Raw genomic sequence first — 15,971 nt, forward strand, 5'->3', positions numbered from 1 at the left:
ACCCGCAAGTTGCATGTAGATAATTTCGCAGTCATGCAATTTGCATGATTTCGGAAATTATCATTGTGGTTAACTTGTTGATTTAAACGGTTTTATTTTTTATGTCGCTGTTGGCACAGCGTTCGCACTACCTCCTGTAACCCTGCTGACAAGACACGCAGCAGACTTTCCAGAAATACAGGAGTTACTCGTATGAAGAAGTTCGCTATCGCTGCCGCTACTGCTACCGCGTTGACCCTGACCATGGCCAACGCTGCATTTGCACAGACCACCCAAGCGACTCAGGCACCCATGATGCTGGCCGCCGGTGAAGTCACTGAAGCGAAAGAGGATGTTTCCGATACCTGGATCACAACCAAAGTCAAAGCAGACCTGGTAACCGAAAAAGGCATCCCCGGCACCGACATCAAGGTCGAAACCAACAAAGGCGTTGTATCCCTGTCTTCCACCACTGTGCTGACAGATGCTCAGAAAGCCACCGCCGTGCAAATCGCCAAGAACATCAAAGGCGTCAAAGCGGTGTCCGCTGACGGCCTGAAATCGGAGTAAAACAAGGCTTCTCGCCTGGACCGGGAGAAGGTGCGGTAGGCGGGCCGAGTCATACGTCTGCCGCTACTTGAGAGTTCATGCGAAGGCCACAAGGATGTGGCCATTACAGGCCCCGGCATTCGTGTCGGGGCCTGTTCTATTGGGAACAACGCAAAAACAACTGTGGGAGTGGATTCAATTCCCACGCTTGCTGGTGATTCGAACCAACCGGTTGCCTTCAAAGCGCAGGTACTGGTACATCCCGCTGTTGGGCCCGTAGGTCCATTCCTCGACCTGAAACTCTTCCCGCCGATTGGCACTACGCTTGTAGCCCAACAAGTCGCGGGCAACCGGCTCTCCGCATTTCTGCAGCACTTCGCCGGACCTGTCCCCCACGCTGATCAATTGACTGCCGCAGCGCAAGGTATCGGCCGCTGCTGTCTGGCCGGCAACCAGCAACAGAGCCAGGCTCAAAAGCCAACGTGCGCCCATCACTCGGCATCCAGATGCATGGGGGTGATAACGCGGCCATCGCTTTGTGCCTCACCGAGGCTGGCGTCGATGAAGTACACGCGGTCATCGGCCAATTGACCCTTGTCCACCAGAAAATCCTTGATGCTGCTGGCCCGTTCTTGCCCCAGTTGACGTAACAGAACTTCGCTGGAGCTCCAGAAGGCGATCACGCTTTCACGCATTTTTTTGCTGCGTTCTTCCTTGCCCAGGTCCTTCCATTCGGCGGGCGGCTGGGTCTTCAGGCGTGTGCGGTAGATCCCTTCGAGCAGCGGGCCTTTCTCGCTGTCCGGCACTTCCAGCAATGAGGCCTGGGCCGGCACCTTGTCACCGCGACGCTGGAGCATCTTGTAGTAGTTGTACTGGTATTCCCGTTCCAGGCGTTGCTCGGCAATCAGCGGACCATCGCTGCTCTTGGCTGCAGTGCCTTCGATTTCCAGGCGCAGGGCCGGACGTTCCTTGAGCGCCTGGGACAGCTTGACCAGCGCCGCTTCGGCGTCTTTGCTCAGGTCGCTTGAGCCCGGTGCGAATGCCACTGTGCCCAAGTCTTCCGAACCACCGCCGCTGACCAGCCCGCCAATCATTTTGAATGGCGCGGCGGCGGCTTTCACGATCAGGTTGCGCAGGGTCTGCCAGATAATAGGCATGACACTGAACTGTGGGTTGTTCAGGTCGCCGCTCACCGGTAGCTCAATGGAAATCTTGCCGTCGACATCCTTGAGCAAGGCAATCGCCAGTTTCAGCGGCAGGCTCACGGCGTCCGGGCTGTCGACCTTTTCACCCAGTTGCAACTGCTCGACCACCACTTTGTTTTCGGCCAGGAGCTGGCCGTTGGAGATCTTGTAATGCAGGTCGAGATTGAGCCGGCCCTTGCGGATACGGTAACCGGCGAACTTGCCGGAGTAGGGCGTCAGGGTGGTCAGTTCCACGCGTTTGAAACTGGTGGCGATGTCCAGGCTGGCCATCGGGTCGAACGGGTTGACCGAACCCTTGATGGTCACCGGCGCATAGCGGTCGACCTTGCCTTTGACGTCGACGCTGGCCGGTTTTGCCTGGCGGCTGTCGATGGTGCCGATCTTGCCGTTGAGCTGTTGAACCGCTGTGGCGAAGTTCGGGGTCAGGCTGAAGTCGGCGAAGTTGGCCGAACCGTCATTGATGGCAATGCCGCCAATGTGGATGCCCAGCGGTTTTTCTTTTCCGGCTGCAGGCTTGGCCGCGGCGGTAGTGGCGCCGGAATCGGCCGGTTGCGGGATCAGCAGGTCATCGATGTTGGTGGTGCGATCATCGTTGATCATGAAGCGTGCATAGGGCTGGAACAGGTTGACCTTGTCGATCGACAGGCTGTCGCCATGCTGATAGTTCAGGCCTTCGAGCACCAACTGTTGCCACTTGAGGAAGTCGCGGGTTTTCAGGGTGTCGAGGGTATGCAGTTGATCGACCTGGGCTCGTCCAGTGACGTTGAACGCCAGCGGCTCGGTGCTTTTCAGGTCGACCGCCAGATCACTGCCCAGCATGCCGCTGCGCAGTTCGAGACGAATGAACGGGTTGATGTAGGACTGGGCGACGCGCAGGTCGATGTCCTTGGTCTGCACGTTCAGTTTGGCGCTGATCGGGGCCAGATTGACCACGCCGTCCGCGGTGATCTTGCCTTGCTTGCCCACGCCGGTGTCGAGTTTGAGGTTGAAAGGTGAGCCATTGAGGCTGTCGAAATTTTGCAGGTCCAGGTTCAGTGGGCCCAGCTCCAGCGCCACCGCCGGTTGTGCCTTGCGGTCGGCCAGGTGCACCTGATAATCACGTAGCTGCACGTCTTTGAGCAGCACCTGCCAAGGCTTGCTCGGCGCGGTCGGTTCAGGCTTCGGCGAATCGGCCGCCGCTGGTGCGCTGGTCGGCTCGGCATTGGCCTTGGCGGCCGCTTTGGACGGCTGACTGGCGAACAGTTTTTGCCAGTCGAGTTGCCCGTCGGCTTCGAGTGCGGCCCAGGTTTCCAGTTTCTGGCTGCGAATCTTGCCGACCACCACTTGCTGTTTGGCCAGGTCCACGGTGGTTTCGCTGATGTCCAGCCGCTCGAGCTTCGCCAGCGGTCGGCCGTCCGCAGTCTTGATGGCGAAAGGCGCGACGCTGACGGCAACGTTGCTCAGCAGCAGTTCGGTTTCCTTGGCCAGGTTGAGTTTGTAGTCGGTGCTGAGGCTGACGACGCCATCTTCGAGTGCGAGTGGCACAGCATCGCGCACATAGGGCCAAAAGGATTTCATCTTGCCATCGGTGATTTTCAGCTTACCTTCGGAGGCGATCGGGATCAGGCTGAAGTTACCGGTCCAGTCGATCTGTCCACCTGCCGGGCCGACGGCCACCAACGTCATGTCGGCGCTGTCTTCGGGCAAGGTGCTGAGGTTTTTCAGTTCGAAGTCGAGTTTGTCGTAGAGGAATTCGATGGGTTCGCTGGGCCGTGCATCCTCGAAATGGACGGAGCCGCTGGCCAGTTTGACTCGCTCCACGCGCAGCGGGAATGGTTTGGCGTCCGGATCGGCCGGGGTCGGTTCGCTGGCGGGGATTTTGAACAAACCGAGCAGATTGAGCTTGCCGTCCTTGCTGAAGAGGATTTCGGTCTTGGGTTTGTCCAGTTCAATATCGGACAAGTGCAGCGCCTTGGTCCAGAGGCTATCGATCTGCAGGTTGGCGTACAGACGTTCGAAGCCCACTTGTTCCTTGCCCGGTTCGCCGATGACCAGGCCCCAAAGGGTGACTTCAAGACTGAACGGGTTGAGTTCGATCCGCGAAATCGTGGCGGGCGTCGTGGCGTAGTTGGCCAATTGTTGGTTGGCGATTCGCAACGCGATGCCCGGCAAAATCAGAAACCCCAACAGGCTATAAAGAGCCAGGGCAGTCAACAAGGCGCCGATAGCGCGAATCAATCCTTTGGGCATGTGCGGCTTCATCTGTCGGAATCGGAGTGCCTTGGAGTATGGCATGCGTTTGCGGTTCCGAAGCAACCACGCTTTATAGGATTTATCTGATTATCGGCGTGGAATTTCAAAGCTGCAGGATCAGCGTTTTCAACGGCGGCTGCTGGTCCATCGACGGGAAATCGCTGCCCGGCGTCAGCACGCTCCACTCACGCACCGGGCGCCCGGCCTTCTCTGCGCAGCGCAGAACCTGTTCGCGCCAATCGTCCATGCTGACTTTCGCCAGGTTGTTGCAGCAGATCAGCACGCCATCGTCGGCGGTGGTCAGCAGCGCCGGTTTGAGCAGGCTCTGATAGTCGCGCAACAAGTCGACCGTGCCAAAGGCACTCTTCGCCCAGGCCGGAGGATCAAGCAGCACCAGATCGTACTGACGCGGGTCCAGACGTTGATAGCTCGGCAGTTTCTGGCCGCGACGCTGACTGATCGGCAGACCGGCCAGTTGGCGAATCGCCGGAAAGTAATCGGACTGAATGAATTCCATCGTCGGCAATTGCGGGTTAAGCAGACCGTTCTCGCGGCCGACCGCCAGATTGCCTTCGGCAAAGTCCAGGTTACACACCTCGCTCGCCCCACCCGCCGCGGCGCTGAGGCCGACGCCACAGGTATAGGCAAACAGGTTCAGTACACTTTTGTTTTTGCTGTGCGCCTTGACCCAGCCGCGAGCGTTGCGCAGGTCGAGAAACAGCAGCGGGTCCTGACCAGCGTGGCGCCCGCGAACCCGGTAGTTCAGTCCCCATTCGTGGCCGATCAAATCATGCAGGGCGGCTTCGTCGGCGCGGTAGACGGTGTCTTCGCGGTCGATGCGCGAGTTGCCACGGGAACGGTCGTTGTAGACCAGCAGGGTGTCGAGGCCCAGCTGTTGATTGACGATCTCGTGCAGTTGCAGCAGGGCGTCACGCTCCAGTGCCTGGTGAAAACTCTGCACCAACAGTTGCGGGCCGTAGCGGTCGATGGTCAAGCCGCCGGCGCCTTCCTGGCTGCCGTGGAACAGGCGATAGCAATCGGTACCTTGCTGATGCAACTCGGCAAGCAGCTCCTGACGACGATCGAGGGCGGCGCGCAGCGCCTGATTCAAGGGAGACATGCTGGGCGCCTTGCAGGAGGGAATTGGGGGCGCGGGAGTTTAACACTGTGGCGAGGGGGCTTGGGAATGCCTCACCGGACGCTCTGCGGCTGCTTCTGGGACGCGGAGCGTCCCCTGGCTGCATTCCCACGCAGAGCGTGGGAACGATCATTGCGCGAACGATTTACGAGTTCAGGCGTTTGTCGATCAAACCCTGCACCACGCTCGGGTCGGCGAGGGTCGAGGTATCGCCCAGGCTGTCCAGTTCGTTGCAGGCGATCTTGCGCAGAATTCGTCGCATGATCTTGCCCGAACGGGTTTTCGGCAGGGCCGGCGCCCATTGGATCAAGTCCGGTTTGGCGAAGCTGCCGATTTCCTTACTGACATGCGCGAGCAATTGTTTCTTCAGTTCGTCGTTGGGTTCGGTGCCATTCATGGGCGTGACGAAGGCATAGATACCCTGGCCTTTGACGTCATGGGGATAACCGACCACGGCGGCCTCGGCGATGCTGTCGTGCAGCACCAGCGCGCTTTCGACTTCGGCCGTGCCGATGCGGTGCCCGGAGACGTTGATCACGTCGTCGATGCGCCCCGTGATCCAGTAATCGCCATCCTCGTCACGACGGGCGCCATCGCCGGTGAAGTAGTAGCCGGGGTAGGGCTTGAAGTAGGTTTCGATCATCCGTTTCGGGTCGCCGTAGACGCTGCGGATCTGCGCCGGCCAGCTGGACTTGATGGCCAGTATGCCGCTGCCGGCGCCTTTGATTTCCTTGCCGTGTTCGTCGAGCAATACCGGTTGCACACCGAACATCGGTTGGGTGGCGCAGCCGGGTTTGATCCGTTGAGTGCTGACCAGCGGGCTGAGCATGATGCCGCCGGTTTCGGTCTGCCACCAGGTATCGACAATCGGGCAGCGCTGCTCGCCGACCGTATTGAAATACCACTCCCAGGCTTCCGGGTTGATGGGTTCACCGACGGTGCCGAGTAACCGCAGGCTCTCGCGGGACGTTTCCTTCAACGGTTCGGGACCTTCACGCATCAGCGCGCGCAGGGCGGTCGGCGCGGTGTAGAAGATGTTCACGTGGTGCTTGTCGATCACCTGCCAGAAGCGCGAGGTGCTCGGGTAGCTCGGCACGCCTTCGAAGATCAGCGTGGTCGCCCCGTTGGCCAGCGGCCCGTAGACGATGTAGCTGTGGCCGGTGACCCAGCCGACATCGGCGGTGCACCAGAAAACTTCACCGTCGCGATAGTCGAGCACGTACTTGAAGGTCATGGCTGCTTGCAACAGATAGCCGCCGGTGGTGTGCAGCACGCCTTTGGGTTTGCCGGTGCTGCCGGAGGTGTAGAGGATGAACAGCGGGTCTTCGGCGTCCATCGGCTCTGGTGGGCAGTCGTCGCTGACGTCGCGCAAAGCCTGGTGGTACCAGATGTCCCGATCGTCGACCCAGTTAACCTGGCCTTGGGTGCGTTCGACCACGATCACGGTGTTCACGCCGGGGCAGCTTTGCAGCGCGGTGTCGACGTTCTTTTTGAGCGGCACGAATTTACCGCCGCGCACGCCTTCGTCGGCAGTGATCACGGTGCGGCAATCGGCGTCGAGGATCCGGTCACGCAACGAGTCTGGGGAGAAGCCGCCGAACACCACCGAATGAATCGCGCCGATGCGCGCGCAGGCGAGCATGGCATAGGCGGCTTCGGGGATCATCGGCATGTAGATGCACACGCGGTCGCCTTTCTTCACGCCACGGCTTTTGAGCACGTTGGCCAGTCGACAGACGTAGTGATGGAGTTTTTTGTAGGTGATCTGGGCGGATTCGGCGGGGTCATCGCCTTCCCAGATGATCGCGATTTGATCGCCGCGTTTTTCCAGGTGACGGTCGATGCAGTTGTAACTGACGTTTAACGTTGCGCCAGCGAACCAGCTCGCCTCACCGGTTTTCAGGTCGTAACGCTGGACAGTTTGCCACGGCGCGCTCCAGTCGAGAAAGCGGGTGGCCTGTTCGGCCCAGAAGGTGCTGGGGTGCTCGATGGATTGGCGGTACAGGCGTTGGTAGTCGTCTTGACTTAACTGTGCAGCCCGGCGGACGGCATCGGCTTTGGGGAACGTGCTGATATCGAACATGACGGTTCCTTATTCTTGTTACGACAAGTAATAAAAAGATGCGCCGAGTGGGGAAAGGGTTCAATACAGAAAACAAACACAAACCTGTAGGAGTAGAGCTTGCTCGCGAAGCAGGCGCCTCGGTGTATCAAATACACCGAGTCATCGTTCTTCGCGAGCAAGCTTCGCTCCTACAGGACTGCATCAAATCACCCGCGGTGACGACCGCGGAAGTAGTTGATCAAGCCTTGGGTGGAGGCATCGTCGGCCGGTGTTTCTTCGCTGCCGACCAGGCGGTTGTAGACGCCTTTGCCCAACTCCTTGCCCAGCTCCACACCCCACTGGTCGAAGGCGTTGATGCCCCAGACCACGCTTTGCACGAAGACTTTGTGTTCGTACAGCGCCACCAGTGCGCCAAGACGGCGCGGGCTGATGCGCTCGACCACCAGGGTGTTGCTCGGACGGTTGCCCGGGATCACCTTGTGTGCCGCCAGCTTCTGCACTTCGTCCTCGCTCATGCCCTTGTCACGCAGCTCGGCTTCGGCCTCGGCGCGGGTCTTGCCCAGCATCAGCGCCTGGCTTTGCGACAGGCAGTTGGCGTACAGCCACTGGTGGTGGTCGGACACCGGGTTGAAGCTGACGATCGGCACGATAAAGTCGGCCGGAATCAGCTGGGTGCCCTGGTGCAGTAACTGGTGATAAGCGTGCTGACCGTTGCAGCCGACGCCGCCCCAGATCACCGGGCCGGTATCGGTGGACACTGGCGTGCCGTCCTGGCGCACACTCTTGCCGTTGGATTCCATGTCCAGCTGTTGCAGGTGTTTGGTGATGTTGCGCAGGTAGTGGTCGTACGGCAGGATCGCGTGGCTTTGCGCGCCCCAGAAGTTGCCGTACCAGACACCGAGCAACGCCAGCAGCACCGGCATGTTCTGTTCGAATGGCGCACTCTGGAAATGCTGGTCCATGGTGTAGGCACCGGACAGCAGTTCCTTGAAGTTCGACATGCCGATGGCCAGGGCAATCGGCAAACCGATGGCCGACCACAGCGAGTAACGCCCGCCGACCCAATCCCACATCGGGAAGATGTTCTCTTCGCGAATACCGAACGCCACCGCCGCCGCGTTGTTGCTGGAAACGGCGATGAAGTGACGGTACAGCTCAGCTTCCGAACCACCCTGAGCCAGATACCAGGCGCGTGCGGCCTGGGCGTTTTTCAGGGTTTCGAGGGTGTTGAAGGATTTCGACGAGACGATGAACAGCGTGGTCTCGGCGCGCAGCTTCATGGTCAGTTCGTGGAACTCACTGCCGTCGATGTTCGCCAGGTAATGGCAGCGCACGCCTTTCTGGGCGTAGGACAGCAGCGCTTCGGACACCAGCTCAGGGCCTAGGAACGAGCCGCCGATGCCGATATTCACCACGTCAGTGATCGGCTTCTCGGTGTAACCACGCCACAAGCCGTCGTGGATGCGGCCCACGAGGTCGGTGATCTGGTTCAGCACCTTGTGCACGTCGGGCATCACGTTGACGCCGTTGACCGACAGCTTGTCGCCCACCGGGCGGCGCAGTGCGGTGTGCAGCGCGGGGCGGCCTTCGGAAGAGTTGACGATTTCGCCATCGAACAGCGCTTTGATTGCGCCTTTGAGGTCGACTTCGTTGGCCAGGCCCACCAGCAGATTGCGGGTCTCGGCGTTGATCAGGTTTTTCGAGTAGTCGAGAAACAGGCCGCAGCTGCTGAGGGTGAATTGAGTAAAACGCTGCGGATCGGCATTAAAGGCTTCGCGCATGCTGAAATCCTGCATGGCTTGGCGGTGGTCATTCAACGCTTGCCAGGCGGGCAGAGCGGTAACGTCGTGAGGAGTGCGGTAATACGCCATCGCTGCGGTTTTCCTTTTACTTGAACGGCCTTTTGAACACTAAAAATCCCGGAGCGCTGCGGGTGGGCGTCCGGTCAACTGCGTCGACACGATTTCTGGCGCAGGGCGAATACAGTAAACCTAGCGCTGCAATCTGTCTTGACTTTGTCTGACCTGCTCCCGGTACTTTTTTAACATTTAAACAGGGAGCGGTCCGACAAACGGAAGCCTGACAGGGGCAGTGGCTCGATCAGGCCACCTGAACCGGAATGGCATTACTGGTGTGGCTCAGCTCGTTACCCGGCGCCATGTAGAGCATGCGCGGCTTGAAATTAAGCAGCTCGGCTTCGCTGTAGTGGGCGTAAGCGCAGATGATCACGCGGTCGCCGACCTTGGCCTTGTGGGCCGCGGCACCGTTGACCGAAATCATGCGCGAACCTTCTTCGCCACGAATCGCGTAGGTGGTGAAGCGTTCGCCGTTGTCGACGTTGTAGATCTGGATCTGTTCGTACTCACGGATGCCGGACAGGTCCAGCCATTCGCCGTCGATGGCGCAGGAGCCTTCGTAATCGAGTACAGCATGGGTGACTTCGGCGCGATGCAGCTTGGCCTTTAGCATGATGGCGTGCATGAGTGTTTCCCCAGGGCGGAATCGAACGGCGGGCAGTTTGCCCGAAGGCTTTGTGAGCGGCAATACAGTCTGGACACGACGCAGATCCAATGTGGGAGCAGACCTGTGGCGAGGGGGCTTGCCCCCGTTTGAGTGCGTAGCACTCACAGGATCTTTGGTATATCAGAGATTTTGGGGCTGCTTCGCAGCCCAACCGGGGCAAGCCCCCTCGCCACAGGCCCGCTCCCACAGGGTTTGGTGGTGTTTATGCGGGCGCGTCGAGGTTCAGGTGCAGGTTGTCGATCAACCGCGTCGTGCCCAGGAATGCCGCCACCAGAATCACCAGATCCCGATCTTCCGCCGTCGCCGGACGCAAGGTCAGCGCATGGCGAATTTCCAGATAATCCGTACGCAGGCCGGCGGCTTCAAGCTGTTTGATCTGCTCGTTGATCAACGTCGGGTAATCCCGCTCACCCTGTTTAATTGCATCGGCAATATGGGTCAGGGTGCGATAGACCACTGGCGCGACGGCACGCTGTTCTTCGCTGAGGAAACCATTGCGTGACGACAGAGCCAGACCATCGGCGGCACGCACGGTGGGTTCGCCGATGATCTGGATCGGCATGTTCAGGTCATGCACCAGGGCGCGAATCACCGCCAGTTGCTGGAAGTCTTTCTGGCCGAAGATCGCCAGGTCCGGCTGGACCATGTTGAACAGCTTGCTGACGACGGTCGCCACCCCCTTCGAAATGCCCCGGACGGCTGGCGCCGCACAGGCCCTCGGACAGTTGCGGAACGCTGACGCGGGTTTGCCCGGCCATGCCGTCGGGGTACATTTCTTCGACGGTCGGTGCGAACAGCAGATGGCAACCGGCCTGGAGCAGTTTCTCCTGATCGGCGGCCAGGGTCCGCGGGTACTTGTCGAGGTCTTCGCCGGCACCGAACTGCAGCGGGTTGACGAAAATGCTCGCGACCACGAAATCCACCCGTTGGATGGCTTTGGTGATCAGCGCGATATGCCCGCTGTGCAGGTTGCCCATGGTCGGCACGAAGCCGATGCGCTTGCCTTCGCTACGGGCACGGGCCACGGCGGCCCGCAGTTCGCGTACGGTTTTTACGGTGTTCATGCAGAGAATCCGTGTTCGATACCGGGGAAAGTCGCCGCTTTGACTTCAGTGACGTAAGCGCTCAAGGCGGTTTGAATGCTGGTTTGGCCAGTCATGAAATTCTTCACGAATTTTGGTACTCGACCGGTAATGGACAGGCCCAGCATGTCGTGCAGGACCAGTACCTGGCCGTCGGTGCCACTGCCGGCGCCGATGCCGATTACCGGGATCTTTACCGCCTGGGTGATTTCTTCGGCCAGTTCGCTGGGCACGCATTCGAGCAGCAGCATGGCCGCACCGGCCTGTTCCAGGGAGATGGCATCGGCACGCATTTGCCGCGCCTGGTTCTCGTTGCGGCCCTGGACTTTATAGCCACCGAGGATGTTGACCGATTGCGGCGTCAGCCCCATGTGCGCGCACACCGGGATGCCACGTTCGGCCAGCAGACGGATCGAGTCTGCGAGCCACAACGCTCCTTCAACCTTGACCATGTGCGCACCGGCCTGCATCAACAGGGCGCTGTTGGTCATGGTTTGTTCGGTAGTGGCGTAGGACATGAAGGGCAGGTCGGCGAGGATCAGGGCATCGGCGTTGCCGCGTTTGACGGCCGCCACGTGGTAGGCCATTTCAGCGGTGGTCACCGGCAGAGTGCTGTCGTGACCTTGCAAGACCATGCCGAGGGAGTCGCCTACCAGCAGCACTTCAACCCCGGCCTCATTGCAGGCATGGGCGAAGGTCGCGTCATAGCAGGTCAGCATGGTGATCTTTTCACCTTTCTGCTTGAGGCTCTGGAGCGTGGTCAGGGTGATGGCTGGCATGAAAAAAATCCTCATTACAGGCGCTATGGAAACTACTGCGAGTAACGCGCGTGATTCGTCATTTATACAGGCGCACCTTCTTTCGTGGTGCTTGTAAGGCCTGGATTGCGCCCTTTGGCGCCGCGTTGGCGGCAGCGGGACGCCTATAGTCGTGAGGAGAACCCGGGAAGTCAATTGCGTGTGTTACCGCATTGTTACGCGTGGGGTGTTACCGGCGTTACTGATGCGATTCAGCAGGTTTTTGTTGCTGAAAATCTTTGATACGACAGAAACCATTGTGGGAGCGGGCTTGCCCGCGATAGCGACTTTGCATTCAACATCAATGTTGACTGATAGTCCGCCATCGCGGGCAAGCCCGCTCCCACAGGGATTTTTTGTCAATTCGGGGAGAGGCGTTCCAACCCGACGAACGGGCAAGCGGCGAGTAATTCTGTGAGGGTGCGGCCATCAGCCAGGCGCAATTGCGCTGGTGCCAGCTCGGCCAGCGGATAGAGCACAAAGGCCCGTTCCTGCAGGTGATAGTGGGGGACTTTGAGGCGAGGTTCGTCGATCAGTCGATCGCCGAACAGCACGATGTCCAGATCCAGCGTACGCGGGCCCCAGCGTTCAAGGCGCTCGCGTCCTTGGCCGTTCTCGATGGCTTGAAGCGCATCCAGCAGGTCCAGTGGCGCGAGGCTGCTGTCGAGCGCTGCGACCGCGTTGGTGTAGCGCGGTTGGCCGGGTAGCAGCGAGTCGCTTTGATAAAACCCGGAAACCCCGACCAGTTCGGTTTGCGGCAATTGCGCCAGCGCTGTGACAGCGCTGCGTAATTGTTCGGCGGGGTCAGCCAGATTGCTGCCCATGCCGATGTAGATGCGTTCCATGACTTACTCGCCTGTAGCGCTCGGTGCGCCGGCAGTGCGCTTGCGCTTGGCACCGCCGCTGCGGCGGCGTTTGCGTGGAGCACCGGTGCCGTCGTCCTTGCCACTGAGGTCGCGGATCATGTCCCGGCGTTCGCTGTCGTTGGCGTCCTGATAGTCGGTCCACCACTCGCCCAGGCCGTCGGTCTGCTCACCGGCGCTTTCGCGCAGCAGCAGGAAGTCGTAACCGGCACGGAACCGCGGGTTGTCCAGCAACAGGTCGGCGCGTTTGCCGCTGCGCCGTGGCAGGCGCTCCTGCATGTCCCAGATCTCGCGGATCGGCATGGTGAAGCGTTTCGGAATGGCGATGCGCTGGCACTGTTCGGCGATCAACTCGTGAGCGGCTTCCTGCATCGCCGGAATCGGCGGCATGCCGCGTTCTTGCAGACGCAACACACGGGCCGGCAGGGCAGGCCAGAGCAGGGCGGCAAACAGGAACGCCGGAGTGACCGGTTTGTTCTGCTTGATCCGCAGGTCTGTATTGATCAGCGCTTCACTGATCAGCGTGTGGGTGTAGGTCGGGTTGTACTCCAACGCTGCCGCACTGGCCGGGAACAGCGGATCGAACAACTGCAGGTCGACCAGCATTTCGAAGGTGTCCGCGGCATAGCCGGAGAGGAACAACTTGAGCACTTCTTCGAACAGACGAGCCGACGGGATCTCGCGCAGCAACGGTGCCAGTTCGCGGATCGGCGTGGCGCTGTGTTTTTCGATGCCGAAATTCAGCTTGGCGGCGAAACGCACGGCCCGCAGCATCCGCACCGGGTCTTCCTGGTAGCGTTGCTTCGGATCGCCAATCAGGCGGATCAGATGATTGCGGATGTCGTGTACGCCGTTGGCGTAGTCGAGAATGCGCTCGCTGACCGGATCGTAATACAAGGCGTTGATGGTGAAGTCGCGGCGTTGCGCGTCTTCTTCCAGGGTGCCGTAGACGTTGTCGCGCAGAATGCGCCCGCTTTCATTGCGAGACGATTGGTTGCTGTCTTCGTCCTCGTCGTTTTGCGGGTGATTGGCGCGAAAGGTCGCGACTTCAATGATTTCGCGGCCAAAGTGGATATGCACCAGTTTGAAACGCCGACCGATGATCCGCGCGTTGCGGAATTCGGCGCGTACCTGTTCGGGGGTGGCGCTGGTGGCGACGTCGAAATCTTTCGGCGTGATGCCGAGCAGCATGTCACGCACACAGCCGCCGACCAGGTAAGCCTGGTAACCGGCGTTCTGCAGGCGCTCGACGATATTCACCGCGTAGCGGCTGAACTGTGCCTTTTGCAGCGAATGTTGGCCGCTGTTGAGCACTTCAGGCGTACTGCGAATGTGTTGCGTATGACGCTTGGGAGAACGGAATGACTGGAACAACTTCTTCAGCATGGGATGCACTGTTTGAAGGAATGTTCGGCCATAACGAAGAATGACCGCATGATGGGCCGGGATTCTAGCATTTAGTCGGGGGATGGTGTAGGAAGCTGCGCAAGCGTGTGAAGGGGATGTCGCGTGGCGTGCCCAAACGCCAGAAACCACAAGGGGAGCCGAAGCTCCCCAAGAAGTAGTTGCGTGCTCTATTTTTATTATTGGTTTCGGGCTTCTTGTTTTTGTTGAGCGCCCTCGCCATGAAGTTTTCCTTCATGACCCTCCCAATCGGGAGCCAAGAGCAAACGGATTGCTTTGGTCGCTGTGTTGCTATGATCGTTCGATCCAACCAGTTCAGGCACTGTCTTGGGACAGTTTTTTATTGTTCTCGGCCTGGTCGTGGGGCAAGCCCCAAATGCAACGCCTCTCCAAAAGAATCAGTTAGCTACGCCTCTCGCCGTCTTGTTTTTATTGTGCGTGAGTCGATACGTCTTATTTTTATTGTCTTGTACATTGCTTGTTATTGTTCTTGTACCAAACATATAGCAGGGGGCGTGCCAACTTTTGTGAAGCCCAGTAAAACAAGGGGTTAGGCGGGCTGATGGTGTTTTTCGAGGCCAAAAAAAACCGGGGCTTCGTTACCGTAAGCCCCGGCTTCTGTTACGTGAAAAAGCTGAGGTAACAGTTTTTTCACAATGTCATGTGTTACCCGCACATCCGACAGGTGCGGTTCAGCTCTCGCTGGCCACCCCGGTCTTGCGCCGCGGAATACCCAGGCGCTGACGGCGTTCCCACAGGCATTTGCGACTGACCCCGAGTTTGCGGGCCAGTTCGGTTTCGGTCATGTGGTCCTGATGCTCGAGTACGAAATGCTGGAAGTAGTCTTCAAGAGATAAATCTTCGGTCGGTTCGTGGCTGGTGTTACCGGCGCCGTTGCCCTGCTGGGGCGCCAGGCCGATGAAGTCATCGTCATCCAGATCGCTCAGTTCGATGTCGATGCCCAGCAGCTCGGCGGAAATTTCCGGGCTTTCGCACAGAATCACCGCACGCTCGACCGCGTTTTCCAGTTCGCGAACGTTACCCGGCCAGGAGTAATGCCGAATCGCCTGTTCGGCATCCTGGGCGAATTTCAGGTCGGTGCGGTTGACCCGTGCGCTTTGCCTTGCGAGGAACGCATTGGCAATTTCATTGACGTCCGCGCCGCGTTCCCGCAAGGCCGGCAGTTTCAGGGCGATCACGTGAAGGCGGTAATACAGGTCTTCACGGAACTGGCCAATCTTCGCCAGGCTCTTGAGGTCCCGGTGCGTCGCGGCAATCAGGCGTACATCAACCTTCTGCGACTGCACCGAACCGACCCGGCGGATTTCCCCTTCCTGCAACACACGCAGCAGGCGAGCCTGAGCTTCCAGTGGCAGCTCACCGATTTCATCGAGGAACAAGGTGCCGCCGTCCGCCGCTTCCACCAACCCGGCACGCCCGGCACTGGCGCCGGTAAACGCGCCTTTTTCGTGGCCGAACAGTTCGGACTCGATCAGGCTTTCCGGAATGGCTGCGCAGTTCACCGAGATCATCGGCGCCTTGGCGCGTTTGGACAGGTTATGCAGGGCGCGTGCTACCAGTTCTTTACCGGTACCGGACTCACCCTGGATCAGGACGTTGGAGTCGGTTGGCGCGACTTTACGGATCTTGCTGTAAAGGTCCTGCATTGGCGGGCAGGAGCCGATAATGCCGATTTCGCCGTTGCTGTTGTCGACACCGTTTTTCGCGGCGCCATTGGTCGTTTTGCCGACGACCGGTTCACCGCTGGCTTGCGCCGATTGCCGGTCACGCAGGATTCGCGCGACGGCCTGGAGCATTTCGTCATGATCGAAAGGCTTGGCGATGTAATCCACCGCGCCCATCTTCATTGAGTCGACGGCCGAACGCAGGCTGGCGTAACTGGTCATGATCAGCACCGGAGTGCCCTGGCCAAGTTTGATCAACTCGGTACCAGGTGCGCCCGGCAGACGCAGGTCGCTGACGATCAGGTCAAACGTGGGAATGCTGAAACGCTCTTGTGCTTCCTGCACGGATCCGGCTTCGCTGACCTGGTACTGGTTACGTTCCAGCAGACGGCGCAAGGCGGAGCGGATAATTGTTTCGTCTTCGACGATCAAAATGTGCGGCATTGATT

11 protein-coding genes and 1 pseudogene are annotated in these 15,971 nt (G+C 59.4%); 1 reads left to right on the forward strand and 11 read right to left on the reverse strand.

Annotation, left to right across the window (positions count from 1 at the left end; genetic code table 11):
* Nucleotides 1-192 precede the first annotated feature (192 nt).
* Entirely contained in the window at nucleotides 193-549 is a 357-nt protein-coding gene (locus tag PSH65_RS04790; RefSeq protein ID WP_305425152.1) for a BON domain-containing protein, read from the forward strand.
* Nucleotides 550-723: 174 nt separating this feature from the next.
* On the opposite strand, the gene PSH65_RS04795 is transcribed toward PSH65_RS04790, so the two are convergent.
* The 11 genes and pseudogenes from PSH65_RS04795 to PSH65_RS04845 form a co-directional block, all read right to left on the reverse strand.
* Nucleotides 724-1,020, reverse strand: coding sequence for a DUF2845 domain-containing protein (locus PSH65_RS04795; RefSeq protein ID WP_305425153.1), 297 nt, complete (start codon nucleotides 1,018-1,020; stop codon nucleotides 724-726).
* Entirely contained in the window at nucleotides 1,020-4,007 is a 2,988-nt protein-coding gene (locus PSH65_RS04800; RefSeq protein ID WP_305425154.1) for a DUF748 domain-containing protein, read from the reverse strand. The genes PSH65_RS04795 and PSH65_RS04800 overlap by 1 nt, the downstream gene beginning before the upstream one ends.
* Before the next feature lie 61 nt (nucleotides 4,008-4,068).
* A complete protein-coding gene (locus PSH65_RS04805) occupies nucleotides 4,069-5,085 on the reverse strand; it encodes a class I SAM-dependent rRNA methyltransferase (protein ID WP_305425155.1) in 1,017 nt (338 codons plus the stop codon).
* 163 nt (nucleotides 5,086-5,248) lie between these two features.
* On the reverse strand, nucleotides 5,249-7,186 hold the full coding sequence (gene acs, locus PSH65_RS04810) for an acetate--CoA ligase (RefSeq protein ID WP_305425156.1): 1,938 nt from the start codon (nucleotides 7,184-7,186) through the stop codon (nucleotides 5,249-5,251).
* A gap of 188 nt (nucleotides 7,187-7,374) precedes the next feature.
* Nucleotides 7,375-9,039 (reverse strand): glucose-6-phosphate isomerase, encoded by a 1,665-nt coding sequence (gene pgi / locus PSH65_RS04815; protein WP_038981528.1) that lies wholly within the window; start codon nucleotides 9,037-9,039, stop codon nucleotides 7,375-7,377.
* Nucleotides 9,040-9,268: 229 nt separating this feature from the next.
* A complete protein-coding gene (gene panD, locus PSH65_RS04820) occupies nucleotides 9,269-9,649 on the reverse strand; it encodes an aspartate 1-decarboxylase (RefSeq protein ID WP_003228271.1) in 381 nt (126 codons plus the stop codon).
* Nucleotides 9,650-9,893: 244 nt separating this feature from the next.
* Nucleotides 9,894-10,755 (reverse strand): annotated as a pseudogene (gene panC / locus PSH65_RS04825) (pantoate--beta-alanine ligase).
* Nucleotides 10,752-11,552, reverse strand: coding sequence for a 3-methyl-2-oxobutanoate hydroxymethyltransferase (gene panB, locus PSH65_RS04830; protein ID WP_305425159.1), 801 nt, complete (start codon nucleotides 11,550-11,552; stop codon nucleotides 10,752-10,754). Before panB ends, panC begins: the two are co-directional and overlap by 4 nt.
* Nucleotides 11,553-11,929: 377 nt before the next feature.
* Nucleotides 11,930-12,415, reverse strand: a complete 486-nt coding sequence (folK, locus tag PSH65_RS04835; protein WP_305425160.1) for a 2-amino-4-hydroxy-6-hydroxymethyldihydropteridine diphosphokinase — start codon at nucleotides 12,413-12,415, stop codon at nucleotides 11,930-11,932.
* A gap of 3 nt (nucleotides 12,416-12,418) precedes the next feature.
* On the reverse strand, nucleotides 12,419-13,819 hold the full coding sequence (locus PSH65_RS04840; protein ID WP_033036534.1) for a polynucleotide adenylyltransferase PcnB: 1,401 nt from the start codon (nucleotides 13,817-13,819) through the stop codon (nucleotides 12,419-12,421).
* A gap of 710 nt (nucleotides 13,820-14,529) precedes the next feature.
* Nucleotides 14,530-15,966, reverse strand: coding sequence for a sigma-54 dependent transcriptional regulator (locus tag PSH65_RS04845; RefSeq protein ID WP_305425161.1), 1,437 nt, complete (start codon nucleotides 15,964-15,966; stop codon nucleotides 14,530-14,532).
* Nucleotides 15,967-15,971 lie beyond the last annotated feature (5 nt).

Source organism: Pseudomonas sp. FP603, from assembly GCF_030687415.1.
Taxonomy (GTDB): domain Bacteria; phylum Pseudomonadota; class Gammaproteobacteria; order Pseudomonadales; family Pseudomonadaceae; genus Aquipseudomonas; species Aquipseudomonas wuhanensis.